This window comes from Fontimonas thermophila, from assembly GCF_900113085.1.
In the GTDB taxonomy this organism is placed as follows: Bacteria; Pseudomonadota; Gammaproteobacteria; order Nevskiales; family Nevskiaceae; genus Solimonas; species Solimonas thermophila.
Genome location: NZ_FOOC01000016.1, coordinates 21,301 through 36,600 on the forward strand (window position 1 = coordinate 21,301; position 15,300 = coordinate 36,600).

The following is a 15,300-nucleotide window of genomic DNA, read 5'->3' on the forward strand; positions in this document are numbered from 1 at the left end:
GTGAACACGACGGTTCCTGCCGCTTTTGCAGCATCCGTCGCGCGTCATGCGCAGCGCACCGCCGTCATCGGCGAGGACGGCGCAACGCTCAGCTATGCGAAACTCGATGCGCAGCGTCTGGATGCAGCGCGCGCGCTGATCGCGCTCGGTGTACGCCGCGGTGACCGCGTCGCGATCTGGGCGCCGAATGGCGTCGAATGGATCATCGCCGGCCTTGCCATCCACAGCGTCGGCGCCGCCCTGGTGCCGGTGAACACGCGCATGAAAGGCATGGAGGCCGGATACATCCTGAAAAAAAGCGGCGCGCGCGTGTTGTTTTGTGCCGGCGACTTTTTGGGCGTGCACTACCCGACGCTGCTCGGCGAGCACCGTCCGCCGACACTCGAGCACCTCGTCGTGCTGCGCGATGCGCGCCCCGGCGACCTGACCTGGACAGCTTTCCTCGAACGTGGCGCCGCCGTACCGATGGACACAGCGCGGCAATGCGCAGACGCGGTGCGCGCGGACGACGTGATGGACGTGATGTTCACCTCCGGCACCACCGGCCATCCCAAGGGCGTGATCACACATCACGCGCAAAACCTGCGCGTGATCGCCGAGTGGTCGAAGGCCGTGGGCCTGAGCGCGGACGACCGTTACCTGATCGTCAACCCGTTCTTCCACGCCTTTGGCTACAAGGTCGGCTGGCTTGCGGGCCTTCTGGCCGGCTGCACCCTCCTGCCGCACGCAGTGTTCGACGCCGGCGCGATCCTGCGCCGCATCGAACGCGACCGCATCTCCGTACTGCCGGGACCGCCGACGCTGTTCATTTCCCTGCTCGACGACCCGGCGCGGGCAAGAACCGATCTCTCCAGCCTGCGCGCGACGATCACCGGCGCGGCGGCGATCGCGCCAAGCCTGATCGAACGCATCCGCGCGGAACTCGGCTTTAAGATCGTGCTCACCGGCTACGGACTCACCGAGACCTGCGGCGTGGTGACGCTCTGTGCCGCCGACGACGATGCCCAGACCATTGCGCTGACCTCGGGCAAGGCCATCCCCGGCATCGAGCTGCGCTGCGTAGGGCCCGACAACCGCCCGCTGCCGCCGGGCGTCCCCGGCGAAATCGTCGTGCGCGGCTACAACGTGATGCAGGGCTATCTCGACGATCCGGCGGCAACCCGCGAGGCCATCGACGCCGACGGCTGGCTGCACACCGGCGACGTCGGCGTGCTCGACGAGCGCGGGTACCTGAAAATCACCGATCGTCTCAAAGACCTCTACATCTGCGGCGGCTTCAACTGTTACCCGGCGGAAATCGAGCGGATGATGGCCGCACATCCGGCGATCGCGCAGGTCGCGGTCATCGGCATCCCCGACGCGCGCATGGGCGAGGTGGGCAAAGCGTTCGTCGTCCTGCGCCCGGGCCACACGCTGGATGCACCGGCACTGATCGCCTGGTGCCGCGAACGCATGGCCAATTACAAGGTCCCGCGCCAGGTGGTCTTCGTCGATCACCTGCCGACCAACCCCTCCGGCAAGGTGATGAAATTCAAACTCAGGAGCGCATCATGAACGCAACGCTTGCACGCGATCTCGCCGGCAAAGTCGCAGTGGTCACCGGCGCCTCGCGCGGCGCCGGCAAGGGGATTGCCATCGCGCTCGGCGCACACGGCGCCACCGTCTATGTCACCGGCCGCTCGCTCAAGGAAGGCGACGCGCCGCTGCCCGGCACCATCGCCGCCACCGCCGAAGCGGTGACAAACGCCGGCGGCAAGGGCATCGCAGTGGCCTGCGACCATGCCAACGACGCCGACGTCAAAGCCCTGTTCGAACGCGTCGAGGCCGAGCAGAACCGGCTCGACATCCTCGTCAACAACGCCACCTTCCTGCACGATCGGCTCATCGACAAGGGCGGCTTCTGGGAAAAACCGCTGGAACTCGTCCACATCCTCGACGTGGGCCTGCGCTCGGCCTATGTCGCGAGCTGGTATGCCGCCCCGCTGATGGTGCGGCAGAAAAACGGCCTGATCGTGTTCACCTCCAGCTTCGGGGCCAACTGCTACATGCACGGACCGGCCTACGGTGCGCAAAAAGCCGGCGTCGATAAATTCGCCAAGGACATGGGGGTCGATCTCAAACCCCACAACGTCGCCGCGGTCTCGATCTGGATGGGCATGCTGCGCACCGAACGCACTCGGCGCGTGATGGACCGCGCGCCGGACAAATACGCCGGCTTCTGGGAGATCGCCGAAACCCCCCAGTTCACCGGCCATCTCATCGCCGCGCTCTACAACGACCCGGCGCGCGCCGAAAAATCCGGCCAGGTTCACATTGGTGCCGAACTCGCCGAGGTCTATGGCCTGACCGACGAAGGCCGCAAAGTTCCCTCCCACCGCGCCATGCTCGGCGGCCCCACGCCGCCGCATCCGGCCATCGTCGAATAAAGCAACGCGCGCCCATCTGCCCGCGCGCGTGGGACCGGCATCCCACCACGGGCTCACGTTTTGAGCCCGTTCTTGCGTAAAGTGGGGCCGTGACCGGCCAGGTGCCGGCACGCACCCAAAACCCGCAGGGAGGAGCCTCATGCCACACCGGTTATGCCCGGCCTGCTCGCGTGCAGGCCACCCCTCATCGACCGGACGCCGCCCATGACGTTCTCACCCACCCTCGTACTGCTGCTTTTCTTGAGCGCGCTGCTCGGCGCGTTCATCGCCACGCTGCTGCTGCGACACCGCCAGCGTGCGCTCACCCAGGAACGCGAGCAGTTGCGGGAGACCCTCGCCGCGCGCGAGGCCGAACTGCCCGCCGTGCGCGAACGGCTCGCCGCGCTCGAGCGTGAGTCCCTTGCGCTGCGCGAGCGCAACGAAAACCTTTCCGCCCACGCCGCGCGGCTGGAAGAGCGCCTGCGTGCCGAAGAACGGCTCACCCAGGAAAAACAGGCCCTGCTCGAAGACGCCCGCGCCAAACTCGCCGACGCCTTCAAGGCACTCTCCGCCGACGCCCTCAAATCCAGCAATGAATCGTTCTTGAAACTCGCGCAGGAAAGCCTTGCCCGCTTCCAGCAGGGCGCGCAGGCGGATCTGGAGGCCCGGCAGAAAGCCATCGAACAGATCACCCAGCCGATCCGAGAAAGGCTCGAGAAATTCGACGGCAAGCTCGACGAGCTGGAGAAAAACCGCATCGGCGCCTACCGCGCGCTCTCGCAACAGGTCAGCGACCTGCTCCAGGTCCACCTGCCGCAGCTCCACCAGGAAACGCGCAGCCTGGTCCAGGCCCTGCGCCAGCCGCAGGCGCGCGGCCGCTGGGGCGAGCTGCAACTGAAGCGCGTCGTCGAGATGGCCGGCATGCTCGAGCACTGCGACTTCGAGGAGCAGGTCAGCCAGACCACCGAAGACGGCCGCCTGCGCCCGGACCTCATCGTGCACCTGCCCGGCAACCGGCGCATCGTCGTCGACGCCAAGACCCCGGTCGCGGCCTATCTACAAGCCGTCGAGGCACAGACGGACGAAGCCCGCAACGCCGCGCTGATCCAGCACGCGCGCCAGGTGCGCGAGCACATCACCGCGCTCGCCAAGAAAAACTACTTCGAACAATTCGACCCCACGCCCGAGTTCGTCGTGCTCTTCGTCCCCGGCGAGGCGTTCTTCTCCGCCGCGCTCGCCCACGACCCCGGGCTCATCGAGTACGGCGCCGAAAACCGCGTCATCCCGGCCAGCCCCACCACGCTGATTGCCCTGCTCAAGGCCGTCGCCTACGGCTGGCGGCAGGAGGCCCTCGCGCAGAACGCCGCGCAGATCGCCGCGCTCGGCAAAGAGCTTTACGAACGCATCGCCAAGCTCGCGGAACACTGGGCCAACGTCGGCGAAAAACTCGACAAAGCCGTCGCCGCCTACAACCAGTCCGTCGGCGCATTAGAAACCCGCGTCCTGCCCGCCGCCCGCCGCTTCCGCGAGCTGCGGGCTGCAGGCGATGGCAAAGACATCCCCACGCTCGAACCCCTGACCCAGGACACGCGGGCCCTGACTGCACCGGAGTGGTCGGGGCCTGGCGATGCCCAGAACCCAGCCGTATGAGGCCGCGATGACCTTCGACACCTTCTTTCGAACCGCGTTTGGGCCCGACTCAACCGCCCACGCTTTTGCGTATCAGCGCCGGCTGGCAACAGAACCGTGGCCCGACCTGCTCGAAGTGCCCACCGGCATGGGCAAGACCGCGGCCGTCACGCTGGCGTGGCTATGGAAACGGGGCTGGCGTAAAGGCAGCCGCGCGATCGCGCCTGACGGCGACACCCCACGTCGTCTCGTCTGGTGTCTGCCAATGCGGGTGCTGGGCGAGCAGACACATCGCAACGTCGAAGCATGGCTGCGCAATCTCGACATCTTGGGACAGCCGGGCCAAAGCAAGGTCTCGGTGCATCTGCTGATGGGCGGCTCCGAAGACGTCGCCCAAGCCACTTGGGCGGAGTATCCCGAAGAGGACATGATCCTGATCGGCACCCAAGACATGCTGCTGTCGCGTGCGCTGATGCGTGGCTATGGCATGAGCCGCTACCAATGGCCGGTGCATTTTGGGCTGCTGCACAACGATGCGTTCTGGGTGTTCGATGAAGTGCAGCTCATGGGGCCCGGCTTGCCGACGAGCGCCCAGCTCGAGGCGTTTCGAAAATCGCTTTCTCTGATCAAACCGAGCCGGAGTCTCTGGCTTTCGGCCACCCTGAACCGGCAGTGGCTGGCGACCGTCGATCACCCGGCTGATACGCTCACGGCGCTGGCCCTCGCCGAAGAAGAATGGCGCCAGCCTGCCGTCTCGACGCGCCGGCAGGCGGTCAAGCGGCTGCATCGGGCCCAAGTGTGCTTGTCAGGCGCAACCAAATCCGAGCAGGAAACTTTTCTGGATCAGCTGGCTGAGATCGTTCGCAGCGCGCACCACCCCGGCACGACGACGCTGGTCATCCTCAACACCGTCGAGCGTGCACAGGCCCTCCATGAGTGTCTCGGTCCGCCAACGGCCAAGGGTCGCAAGAAACCGGGCATGCAAGCCGAGGTGGCGGCCGGTCCGGAGCGGCTCCTGATCCACTCCCGCTTCCGCGGTCCGGATCGCCGTGCGATCGAAGAACGCCTGCGTCAGCCGCCGCCCGAATCGGGCCGCATCATCGTCGCCACCCAGGCCATCGAAGCCGGTGTGGATCTGTCCTCCCGCATCCTGTTCACGGAACTGGCGCCCTGGTCTTCGCTGGTGCAGCGCTTTGGTCGCTGCAACCGCTATGGCGAATACAACGCGGGCGGCGCAGACATCTACTGGATCGATCTTGCCGACGATGCCGATGTTGCGCAGCCCTATGCCGTCGCGTCTTTGCAGGCGTCGCGCAAAAAGCTCGAAGGATTGCGCAGCGCCAGCCCAGCGGACCTGCCTTCCACCGATGAGAACACACCACTGCACCCCGTGCTGCGAAAAAAGGATCTGCTCGATCTGTTCAACACCGATCCGGACCTATCGGGCTTCGACGTGGACATCGCCCCCTACGTGCGGGATGCCGACGATGCCGATGTGCTGCTGTTCTGGCGCAACTTCGGCGAGAACCCCAACGATCCCATGCAGCCGACACCTTCGCGTGACGAACTGTGCCGGGCGAGCCTCGGCAAGGCGGGCGCGCCAGCCTTGCTCGGAAGGCTCAAGGACGGTCAGGTCTTTCGCTGGGATCCGCTGGCGCGGCGCTGGATCGCGCATCGCAAGAACGACCGGTTACGGCCGGGTTTGATCCTCATGATTGCCGCCGAGGCCGGCGGCTACCGTGCCGATTGCGGCTTCTCGGCCGAGATCAAAGATGCGGTCACGCCCCTCACCAACGCCTTGGTGGAGACGGAACCCGAAGCCTTTGAGAGCGATCCTCGCAGTCTGCTCACACGCGCCGTGCCTCTCCCGCTGCATCTGGCCGATGCGCAAAGAGCTGCGGAATGCTTGTGCGATGCCCTGCAAATCCAGGGTCAAGAACGCGAAGCCATCGTCACCGCCGACCGTTGGCACGACGTCGGCAAAACCCACGAGGCCTTCGATTCGATGTTGCGCGAGGCGCATCGCAAAGGCACGGATCAGGAACTTGGCGAAGGTTACTGGGCCAAAGCCGGGCGCTTGGCCGACCGCAAGCCGTCCCGCGCGAAATACCTCGCTGCGGATGGTCACGAACGCAAACATTTCCGCCACGAACTCGCCTCCATGCTCGCCTGGCTGCACGTCCAGGATTACGCGACGGACGAACGCACCAATCTCATCGCCTATCTGATCGCCGCCCACCACGGCAAGGTGCGCCTGGGTCTGCGCGCATTGCCGGAAGAAACCGAACCGAACGATGGGCGACTGTTCGCACGCGGCGTCTGGGAAGGTGACCGGTTGCCCGCCTTCACCTTCGCGGACGGCACCAATGTTCCGGCAATCGAGCTTAAGCTCGACCTCATGCAGCTCGGCGAGGGCGTGCAAGGCCCGTCGTGGACCACGCGCACGCGGCGTCTGCTGGAACGGCTGGGTCCATTCCGGCTCGCCTACTTGGAAGCGCTCGTGCGCATCGCCGACTGGCGTGCGTCACGCGAGGAGCAGGCATGAAGCTCGATGCCTTCGAGGCCGTGGCCAAGGTGCTCAACGAGGCGGGTGTGCGCTACCTCGTCGCCGGAGGGCTTGCGGTCAATGCACATGGATACATCCGCTTTACTGCGGACATCGACCTCGTGATCGCCTTGGACGCGAACAACATCATCTCCGCCTTCGCCGCTCTCGCCCTGATCGGCTATCGGCCGGCGATTCCCGTAACTGCCGACCAGTTTGCCGATACAACGCAGCGGCGACGCTGGATCGAGGAAAAGGGCATGCAGGTGCTCAACTTCTTCAGCGACCGCCATCGCGAGACATCCGTGGATGTGTTTGTCTACGAACCGTTCGATTTCGAGCAGGAATACGAACGGGCGCTGGTCGGCGAGATTGCTCCCGGCCTGCCCGCACGGTTCGTCTCGATCCCGACCCTCATACACATGAAGGAAGCGGCCGGCAGACCGCGCGATTTGGATGACATCCAACATCTGCGTTGGATGCTCGAAGAGGAAGACAAGCCATGAGCGAACGAGAGCCTATCGATTGGTCTAAGACCACCTTCGACGGCAGCCGCCGCGAACAGTTGAGGCGCTTGCGTGCGCTTTCCCTGCGTGAACGACTGGAGGCGCTGGATCGGCTCACCGCCCACGCCGAGCGCACGCGCGAAGTGGCAAGCCGGACGGCAAGCCAGCAGGTGCGCGAACCGCAACCGAGTTATTCCAGCGGCCACAGCCGCAACGAAATCGTGCTGCACGGCTGCACGCCGACGCCGCTCGCGTCCTACCTCAAAGCGCTCGCCGTGTTGCGCCTGGTCGCTGAACAGGCGGGTGACCCGGACGCCACGGGCTTTTGGCGCAACGATGTGTTCGTGCTGCGCACCAAGCTCAACCAGGACAAGCTGATTCAGTTCTTCCTCAATGACTACCAGCCCACGCCGCTCGTGGCGCCGTGGAATGGTGGCAGCGGGTTTTACCCAAAGGACAATCGCAAAGCCGTCGACGCCATTGCCCAGTCACAGGCCGGACGGTTTGCTTCGTATCGAGAAGCCATCACTCTTGCTCGCGGCGTTGTGAGCACATCGTCCTTGACCGAGAGTCCAAAAGACGAAGACAAGCACGCATTCCTGCTCACGTTACGCAATCAAGCAACTGGCGAGCTGTTGCGCTGGACGGATGCCGCCGTCGTGCTCTCCGATGACAGTCCGCGCTACCCGCCATTGCTGGGCACTGGCGGCAACGACGGGCGCCTCGATTTCACTAACAATTTCATGCAGCGCCTCATCGAGTTTTTCGATACGGCGACAGGGACGCCCAAGGTTACCGCCGACGAACTCTTGCGCGCCTCACTGTTGAACGCAGCCACCGCGTCACTTTCGAACAATGCCATCGGCCAATTTGCGCCCGGTGCCGCCGGCGGCCCCAATGCCAGCGCTGGTTTTGAAGGCGATTCGCGGATCAATCCCTGGGATTTCATCCTGATGCTCGAAGGCGCCGTGCTGCTCGCAGCCTCTGCCGTGCGGCGGCTGGAGTCAGGTGAATCGGCGGCGCTGTCTGCCCCGTTCACCGTGCGTAGCCGCGCCGGCACCATCGGCAACGCGGCAGCAATCGACGATGACGACGCCCGGGGCGAAATCTGGATGCCGCTGTGGGATCGTCCCTTCACGGCAGCGGAACTGAGCGCCTTGTTTGCCGAAGGTCGCGCCGCATTGGGGTACCGCGCGGCTCAAGATGGGCTCGACTTTGCGCGTGCCGTGGCGCGGCTCGGAGTCGACCGCGGCATCAAAGCATTCCAACGCTACGGCTTCTTGATGCGCTCGGGCAAAGCGTTTCTCGCCATGCCTCTGGCGCGGGTTGCGGTCCATCGTAATCCTCAGGCGGACTTGATCGACGATCTCGACCGCAACGGCTGGTTGAGTAGCGTTCAACGGCTGGCGCGCGATGACAACGCGCCGCAAGCTTTACGCGCCCTGGCCTGGCAGCTCGACGCCGCGTTGTTCGCTCTGACCCAGCGGCAGGATCGGCTCACCGTGCAGCGCGTGCTGCGCCTCATCGGTCGCATCGAAGCACAGGCCGGGCGCAGTCCCAAGCTCATGGAGCCAACCCGACCCGTTCCCGCACTTTCATGGCTGTGGTGGCAGCGGTCGGACGATGGCAGCGCCGAATTTCGCATCGCCGCCGCGCTGGCGGGCCTGTCGCTCAGAGCGAGCGCCGAAGAAGGCCCCATCACCCTAGGCTTGCGGCCGCATCTGGCGCCGCTTGCGCTCGACGGCAAGAGCTGGAACAGAGACAGCCGGCTGGTGTGCTGGTCGGGAGGGCCACTGGAACGCAATCTCGCACAACTCCTACATCGCCGGCGGCTCGAAGCCATCCGGCTTGGCGCCGAGGGCGAGGTTTTGCGCAGCGCCATTGGGGCAAGACTCGAAGACATCGAGTCCTTCCTTGCCCTTGCCACCGACGACGATCGCATCGCCGAGCTCGCCCACGGACTGGCCTGCGTCGAGCGCGATCCCGACTTTGAAGCACCGACCCCCTCGGTCCGCGTCGCAATGCCCCCAGCCTATGTGCTACTCAAACCGTTCTTCACCTCCGAGGCCATGCTGCGCCGCCTCGACTGGCTGCCGCCGGACAAGAGCCAGCGCCTGCCGGCGGAGATGGCGGCACGCCTCGCCACCGATGACGTGGCAGCGGCATTGCGCCTGGCCTGGCAACGCCTGCGCGCACTCGGCAAGAAGCTGCCGGGGCGCACCCCGCCCGAGCCCCCTCGGCGCGGCGATGGTCCCCGCCTGCTTGCCGCGCTTGCAATCCCGCTCACCTTCGGCGAAATGCGCCGTGTGCTGAATCAACTCGACCTCGAAAGCGAGGAAGAACCCGAATCCGACGTCGAAACAGCTTAACCCTAGGAGCCTGCCCATGAGCCTCGATTTTTCCGCCCTCCAAAATGTCCCGCGCCTCCTCCTCGAGGCACGCCTGAAGCCCCTCCAGGGCACACGTTTTCAGCCCACGGGTTTTCCCAACCTCGGTCCTGCCACCTACGACGGGCCGGATGGCCGACGCATGCTGCTCGTGGAGTCCGCACAAAGCATGGCCAACCGTCTGGAGACCGTTTGCTGGGACAAAACCGCGGACGACTGGGTGACCCCGCTCAAAGGCTTGCCGCTCGTCAAGGTCGAGGACAACAACGGAAAGCCACTGACCAACACGGTTCTTGAGGCTCATCGCATCAACTCGCCCTATATCCTCGAAGGTAAAGACACCTCGGTGCTGGACCGGCTCAAACAAGAGCTTGCTGACATGGAAGAAGGGCCGGTGAATCTCCGCCAGCTCGCGGAGTTGCTGCTGGGCCTGGATATCAACTCGCTCCTGCACGGTATCTTTCTCGCCAAGTCCGATCTCGCCGGTGGGCGCCTGCGTCTCCCCCGCGCACTGTCCGCCTTCATCGAAGCTGAGGATATTCGCGAGGCGCAAAGCGGCGGGGTCAAAAACGATCACGTCAACCCCTCCGGCGACACTGCCAAGGGCTTTGGCAACGTGCCTTTCGCTCGCTCGGAGTTCACTGCGCCCAGAATTACCGCCTACTTCAACCTCGATCTCACGCAGATCCGCGGCTATGGCCTCGGTAACAAGGTCACGAACCTGCTGATCGCGCTTGCGCTATTCAAGATCCGCGCCTTTCTCGACGAAGGCTTGCGCCTGCGCACGGCCTGCGATCTCGAATGCGAGGCGCTCACGGTCACTCGACCACAGGCTTTCGTCGTTCCCGAGCGTCGTGCCCTGGAGGAAGTGCTGCCACAACTCATTCAAGACGTGGCCCAGGAAAAGAATTGGCCTGCGGATCGGGTCACGATCGTGCGTTGGGATGGCACGAGCAAGGCCAAGGGCAAGTAAAGACAAAGACACCACTGACACTGAGTAAGCGCCGTGCTGACCTTGCAGCTCACTTTCCCCGGGGGACGCTACCACGCCACTCCCTGGGGCAGGCACGTCAACGAGGCGGACGTCGCCTGGCCGCCTGAGCCGTGGCGCCTCTTCCGCGCGCTGATCGCCACCTGGCATCGGAAACTCGATCCCAAGCAATATCCCCGCGAGTGTCTCGTCGAATTGCTCAGCACGCTGGCTGAAGCGCCGCCGCCGAACATCCGCCTGCCCGAAGACGTGGTCCAGGCCCACACGCGGCATTACATGCCGGCCAAGGGCGACAAGCGCACCTTGATCTTTGATGGCTTCGTGCGGATTGCGCCCGACGACCCTATCGTCTTTCAGTGGCCAGAGGTACAGCTCGATTCGGACCTGGAACGATTGCTCGATACGCTGCTTGAAGCGATGAGCTACTTCGGCCGTGCCGAATCCTGGGTGCAGGCTCAGCGCGCCGACTGGTCCGGTGGCTTCAACTGCCTGCCGAACGTGGACGAGGTCAATCTAGAAACCGGCGAAGTGTTGGGCGAGATCGTACGCGTGCTCGCGCCCCGTTCCACGGCCGACTACCGCAGGCTGCGTGAGGAGCGCCTGAATGGCATCAAGAAACCGGCGACCAAACTCATGCGTTCGCTTCCGGAGAGCTGGCTCGATGCCATCAGCCTCGACACCGCTGACTGGCAGGCCGCCGGCTGGGATCGCCCGCCTGCGGCCAGGCTCGTTGCGTACCGCCGCCCGCTCGAGACCTTGCCGGCCGTGTCCAAAAAAGCGCCGCCAAAGCCCTCGCGACGCGCGACAAAAGCAATACAACCCACCACCGCCCGCTTCGCGCTCTACGGCAAGCCGCTGCCGCGTATCGAAGACGCGGTGCGCCTGGGGGAAGCGTTTCGATTGGCGGCCCTCGGTCGCGCCAAACGGCTGCTCGGGGGCGACCGCATTCCGCCCGAACTTTCTGGCCATGAGTTGCCACAGGATAACCGCCACGGTCATGCCTTCTGGCTGCCCGATCCGGACCCGCGCGGCGAGATCACGCACATGCTGGTCCATGCACCCGGCGGCTTGAGCGCAGAGGCCCTTCGCGCGCTGACGGCGCTGAGCACGATCCGCTACGGCGAAGGCGACGGCCTGCGCGTCATGTTCGAGGGCTGCGGCCCGGCGCGTCTGTTCGAGACGCTCTCGCCACTTGCAGGGGAATCCCGCATCTGGCGCAGCGTCACGCCTTGGCTGCACCCTTGGCATCTCAAGAAGCCCGAGATGCGCACGCCGCAAGCGTTGCACACCGCCTTGCTCGAACAGCTTCGCAAAGAATGGCACGCGCGCGGCGAGAATCTGCCGCAGATCGAGGACTTCGTCGAATTGCCCGATGCGGATTTTTCTGGCCGTCGGCTACGAGCGCTGCATTATCACCGCTTCCGTCGCAAACGCGGCCTGACCCAGCCCGATACGCTTGGCCGGCTGATCGAGATCAGCTTCACCACGCCTGTCCGCGGTCCCGTCGCCTTGGGTTTTGGATGCCACTTCGGGCTCGGATTGTTTCGGCCAGCGCAAACCTGAAAGCGCTCTTCATGACGAGCGAGATCGTCATGGTTTTGGGTGCGGAACGCCGGTCATTCCACAGAAAAACGCTGCTCATGGCCTCGATCCCCGCCGAGAGACTTGGTCTTAACCCTCCCCCAACCTCGGCCGCACCGCCTCCGCCAGCGCGATCAGATCATCGAGCCGCTCACGGATGACCGTCTCGACGATGTCGAGGTCGAGATTCTGGTATTGGTGAATCGCGATGTTGCGAAAGCCGACCATGCTCTGGAGCCGGGCGCTCAGCTCCGGCGGGATGATGCCCGCGCGCTCGAGCAGGGCAAAGCTTTCGCGGGATTCGGCTGGCACGCCCAGGCGGTGCTTGCGGATGAGCATGTTGGCGAGATCGATCGCCGCCTCACAGGCACGGGTGACGTTGATGAGCGCCGCGTCCTGTCGGGTGTAGTCAGTGCGGAAGGCCGCGCCCGCGGCGGCGTGCTCGCTGCGCGCCCGCTCGACACAGCGCATGAGGGTGGCGATCTTGCGCGCGGCGACGCTCATGCCGGGCCACGCAAGGTTTGGCGCAGATAGTGATCCACGATGTCTCGGCGGCGCGGGTTGAAGTCGGCGTAGGCGCTCATGCGCTCGGCTTCCCAGCCCAGCACTTCGGATTCGTTGGTGATCCGCAGTGTCTGCCCTTCGCGCAGCACCTGATGCACGAGATCGAGGTTCGCCTCGCGCAGGTCCACCAGATCCACCTCGCGTCCAGCCAGACGTGAAAGCTCGGCGATCAAACCGAGCTTGTCGCGCAGCCGCGCGCCCGGGGGCAGCAGCACGGCCAGGTCGAGATCGCTGTCCGGACGGGCGTCGCCGCGCGCAAGGCTGCCGAAGGCGTAGATCGCCCAGGCTTGCGGCAGACGGGCCGCGAGGGCTCGGCCCACTTCTTCGATCACGCGCGGCAGTTCAGCCATGTTTCGAATCTTAACAAGGTTCCGCCAAGGCCCCGCACCTGCGTTGCAAGCCATCGGCTTCACCCATCCCCGCCGCGCATGGATACTGAAGCCGGCCCAGCCTATCGCTTCGCGCCATGCCCAACGACGCGCCGCTCCAGCACGAGCTGCCCCTGCCCTTTCCCGAGCTGACCGGGGATCAGCCGCTTTTGCCCGCGCGCATGATCAACGAATACGTCTATTGCCCGCGGCTGGCCTATCTGGAATGGGTGCAGGGCGAGTGGGCGGACTCGCATGACACGGTGGAAGGCCGGCACCGCCACCAGCGCGTGGACCAACCCGCAGGGGAACTGCCGCCGCCGGAAGAACTCGAGGAGACCGAGCGCATCCACGCGCGCTCGCTCACGCTGTCCGCACCGCGGCTGGGGCTCATCGCCAAGATGGATCTGATCGAATCCGACGATGGCCGCGTGGTGCCGGTGGACTACAAGAAAGGCAAACGCCCGCACGTGGCGCGCGGCGCTTACGAGCCCGAGCGGGTGCAGCTCTGCGTGCAGGGTCTGATCCTTGAAGAAACCGGCTACGACTGCCGTGAAGGCGTGCTGTATTACTGCGAATCGCGCGAGCGCGTGCCGGTGGTCTTCGATGAAGAGCTGCGCAACCTCACCCTCTCCGCCATCCACGGCCTGCGCGGGGTGGCGCTGGGCGGGCGCATCCCGCCGCCGCTGGAAGACTCCCCCAAGTGCCCGCGCTGCTCGCTCGTGGGCATCTGCCTGCCGGACGAGGTGAACTTCCTGCGCCGCGGCGAAACTCCGCCGCGCCCGATCGCCGTGGGGCTTACGGAAGCGCTGCCGCTCTACGTGCAGGCGCACAAGGCCAAGGTGGCCAAAGCCGGCGAAACGCTGGAAATCACGGTGGACGACTCGCTGGTAGCCAAACCGCGGATCAACGAGGTGTCCCAGCTCGTGCTGCAGGGCAACGTGTACGTGACCACCCCCACGTTGCACGAACTCATGAGCCGCGAAATCCCCGTGGTCTGGACCAGCTATGGCGGCTGGTTTCTGGGCTACACCGCCGGCTTCGGCCACAAGAACGTGGAACTGCGCATCGCCCAGTATCGCGGCGCCGACGACGAGCGCGTGTGCCTGCAACTGGCCAAGGGCTGGGTGCGCGCCAAAATCCACAACGCACGCACTTTGCTCCGTCGCAACTGGCGCGGTGAATCATCGCCCGAATCCATTACCGACCGTCTCGAACACAACCTGCGTGCCGCCAGCCGCGCGCAGTCGCTTTCCGAACTGCTCGGCATCGAAGGCACAGCGGCCGCGACGTATTTCGGCGCCTTTGCACAAATGCTCAAGCGCGATGACTCTGCAAGCTTTAGCTTCGACTTCACCCAACGTACGCGTCGACCGCCGGCCGACCCTGTCAACGCCCTGCTCTCGTATGCCTATGCCTTGCTGGTGCGCGCCTGGACCGTAGCGCTCGTCACCACCGGCTTTGACCCCTATCGCGGCTTTTATCACCAGCCCCGCTATGGGCGCCCCGCGCTGGCGCTGGACATGATGGAGCCGTTCCGTCCTTTGATCGCAGAATCCTGCGTCATCCAGGCCATCAACAACGGCGAGATTCGCCCGACGGATTTCATCGGTGGCGCGGGCCGGGTCAATCTCACGGAAGAAGGGCGCAAGCGCTTCATCGCCACCTTTGAGCGGCGCATGGGGCATGAAATCACCCATCCCCTGTTCGGCTACAAGATCAGCTACCGGCGGTTACTCGAGGTGCAGGCGCGCCTGCTCGGGCGCTTTCTGCTCGGAGAACTCACTGAAAATCCCAACTTCACCACGCGCTGAGCATCGGTCATGGACGAGCATCTTTACCTGATTACCTACGACATCTGCGACGACAAACGCCTGCGCCATGTCCACAAGCTGCTCAAAGGCTATGGCGAGTGGGTGCAGCTCTCCGTGTTCCAATGCCGGCTTTCGCGGCGGCGGCTCGCCGAGTTGCAACAGTTGCTGGATGGTGCCATCGTGGACCGGCATGACCACGTGTTGATCATGGATCTGGGTCCGGCGGATCAGGTCAAGCCGCGGATCATCAGCCTGGGCAAGGCTTTTGAGACTGTGAGGCGCGAACCCGTCATCGTCTGATGATGAGTGGACAGCGAGGCAGTCTTGAAGGCTGCCCAGCGGTTGCGAGCGCTGCGGTGGTGCGCCGTTCCCCGTGCAGCGCTCGCAACGAGCTAACTCTTTAACAATTTGGATATTTTTCTGTAGCATTGGCGTGCCGACGGGGCCCAAGGTGTGACGGCCTGCCTCACCCACGGGCCAGCGCTCGCAAACTCGCGCAGTGATGGTTTG

General features: G+C 64.9%; 12 protein-coding genes. 10 read left to right on the top strand and 2 right to left on the bottom strand.

Annotated features, from left to right (window positions below):
* The 8 genes from BMZ48_RS11805 to csb2 all read left to right on the top strand — a co-directional run bounded on the left by BMZ48_RS11805 (window position 1) and on the right by csb2 (window position 12,026).
* Window positions 1–1,554 (top strand): FadD3 family acyl-CoA ligase, encoded by a 1,554-nt coding sequence (locus tag BMZ48_RS11805; RefSeq protein ID WP_091535574.1) that lies wholly within the window; start codon window positions 1–3, stop codon window positions 1,552–1,554.
* Window positions 1,551–2,426, top strand: a complete 876-nt coding sequence (locus tag BMZ48_RS11810; RefSeq protein WP_091535525.1) for an SDR family NAD(P)-dependent oxidoreductase — start codon at window positions 1,551–1,553, stop codon at window positions 2,424–2,426. Before BMZ48_RS11805 ends, BMZ48_RS11810 begins: the two co-directional genes overlap by 4 nt.
* A 204-nt stretch (window positions 2,427–2,630) precedes the next feature.
* Window positions 2,631–4,055, top strand: coding sequence for a DNA recombination protein RmuC (locus tag BMZ48_RS11815; RefSeq protein ID WP_091535532.1), 1,425 nt, complete (start codon window positions 2,631–2,633; stop codon window positions 4,053–4,055).
* 7 nt (window positions 4,056–4,062) lie between these two features.
* The gene (gene cas3g / locus BMZ48_RS11820; RefSeq protein ID WP_091535534.1) at window positions 4,063–6,579 is read left to right on the top strand and encodes a type I-G CRISPR-associated helicase/endonuclease Cas3g; all 2,517 of its coding nucleotides are present in this window, start codon (window positions 4,063–4,065) and stop codon (window positions 6,577–6,579) included.
* A gap of 20 nt (window positions 6,580–6,599) precedes the next feature.
* Window positions 6,600–7,085, top strand: a complete 486-nt coding sequence (locus tag BMZ48_RS11825) for a hypothetical protein (RefSeq protein ID WP_234981636.1) — start codon at window positions 6,600–6,602, stop codon at window positions 7,083–7,085.
* Entirely contained in the window at window positions 7,082–9,454 is a 2,373-nt protein-coding gene (cas8g1, locus tag BMZ48_RS11830) for a type I-G CRISPR-associated protein Cas8g1/Csx17 (protein ID WP_091535540.1), read from the top strand. The genes BMZ48_RS11825 and cas8g1 overlap by 4 nt, the downstream gene beginning before the upstream one ends.
* A 16-nt stretch (window positions 9,455–9,470) precedes the next feature.
* Window positions 9,471–10,445, top strand: coding sequence for a type I-G CRISPR-associated RAMP protein Csb1/Cas7g (cas7g, locus tag BMZ48_RS11835; RefSeq protein WP_091535541.1), 975 nt, complete (start codon window positions 9,471–9,473; stop codon window positions 10,443–10,445).
* Window positions 10,446–10,478: 33 nt separating this feature from the next.
* Window positions 10,479–12,026: a type I-G CRISPR-associated protein Csb2 gene (gene csb2, locus BMZ48_RS11840; protein WP_091535542.1), complete on the top strand. Its 1,548-nt coding sequence runs from the start codon at window positions 10,479–10,481 to the stop codon at window positions 12,024–12,026.
* A 108-nt stretch (window positions 12,027–12,134) separates the two neighbouring features.
* Here csb2 and hepT read toward each other — a convergent pair whose 3' ends face one another.
* Both hepT and mntA read right to left on the bottom strand, forming a co-directional pair.
* A complete protein-coding gene (hepT, locus tag BMZ48_RS11845) occupies window positions 12,135–12,548 on the bottom strand; it encodes a type VII toxin-antitoxin system HepT family RNase toxin (protein WP_091535544.1) in 414 nt (137 codons plus the stop codon).
* On the bottom strand, window positions 12,545–12,958 hold the full coding sequence (mntA, locus tag BMZ48_RS11850) for a type VII toxin-antitoxin system MntA family adenylyltransferase antitoxin (RefSeq protein ID WP_091535545.1): 414 nt from the start codon (window positions 12,956–12,958) through the stop codon (window positions 12,545–12,547). The genes hepT and mntA overlap by 4 nt, the downstream gene beginning before the upstream one ends.
* 116 nt (window positions 12,959–13,074) lie before the next feature.
* Here mntA and BMZ48_RS11855 point away from each other — a divergent pair, with 116 nt between their 5' ends.
* Both BMZ48_RS11855 and cas2 read left to right on the top strand, forming a co-directional pair.
* Window positions 13,075–14,790, top strand: coding sequence for a CRISPR-associated endonuclease Cas4/Cas1 (locus BMZ48_RS11855; protein WP_091535546.1), 1,716 nt, complete (start codon window positions 13,075–13,077; stop codon window positions 14,788–14,790).
* A gap of 9 nt (window positions 14,791–14,799) precedes the next feature.
* The gene (gene cas2, locus BMZ48_RS11860; protein ID WP_091535547.1) at window positions 14,800–15,090 is read left to right on the top strand and encodes a CRISPR-associated endonuclease Cas2; all 291 of its coding nucleotides are present in this window, start codon (window positions 14,800–14,802) and stop codon (window positions 15,088–15,090) included.
* Window positions 15,091–15,300: the final 210 nt, after the last annotated feature.

What these genes read in the sequence shown, in the direction of transcription:
- BMZ48_RS11815 (WP_091535532.1), top strand. Translation starts at nt 2,631, where the DNA reads ATGACGTTCTCACCCACCCTCGTACTGCTGCTTTTCTTGAGCGCGCTG.
- cas2 (WP_091535547.1), top strand. Translation starts at nt 14,800, where the DNA reads ATGGACGAGCATCTTTACCTGATTACCTACGACATCTGCGACGACAAA.
- cas7g (WP_091535541.1), top strand. Translation starts at nt 9,471, where the DNA reads ATGAGCCTCGATTTTTCCGCCCTCCAAAATGTCCCGCGCCTCCTCCTC.
- hepT (WP_091535544.1), bottom strand. Translation starts at nt 12,548, where the DNA reads ATGAGCGTCGCCGCGCGCAAGATCGCCACCCTCATGCGCTGTGTCGAG.
- cas3g (WP_091535534.1), top strand. Translation starts at nt 4,063, where the DNA reads ATGACCTTCGACACCTTCTTTCGAACCGCGTTTGGGCCCGACTCAACC.
- BMZ48_RS11855 (WP_091535546.1), top strand. Translation starts at nt 13,075, where the DNA reads ATGCCCAACGACGCGCCGCTCCAGCACGAGCTGCCCCTGCCCTTTCCC.
- cas8g1 (WP_091535540.1), top strand. Translation starts at nt 7,082, where the DNA reads ATGAGCGAACGAGAGCCTATCGATTGGTCTAAGACCACCTTCGACGGC.
- mntA (WP_091535545.1), bottom strand. Translation starts at nt 12,958, where the DNA reads ATGGCTGAACTGCCGCGCGTGATCGAAGAAGTGGGCCGAGCCCTCGCG.
- BMZ48_RS11810 (WP_091535525.1), top strand. Translation starts at nt 1,551, where the DNA reads ATGAACGCAACGCTTGCACGCGATCTCGCCGGCAAAGTCGCAGTGGTC.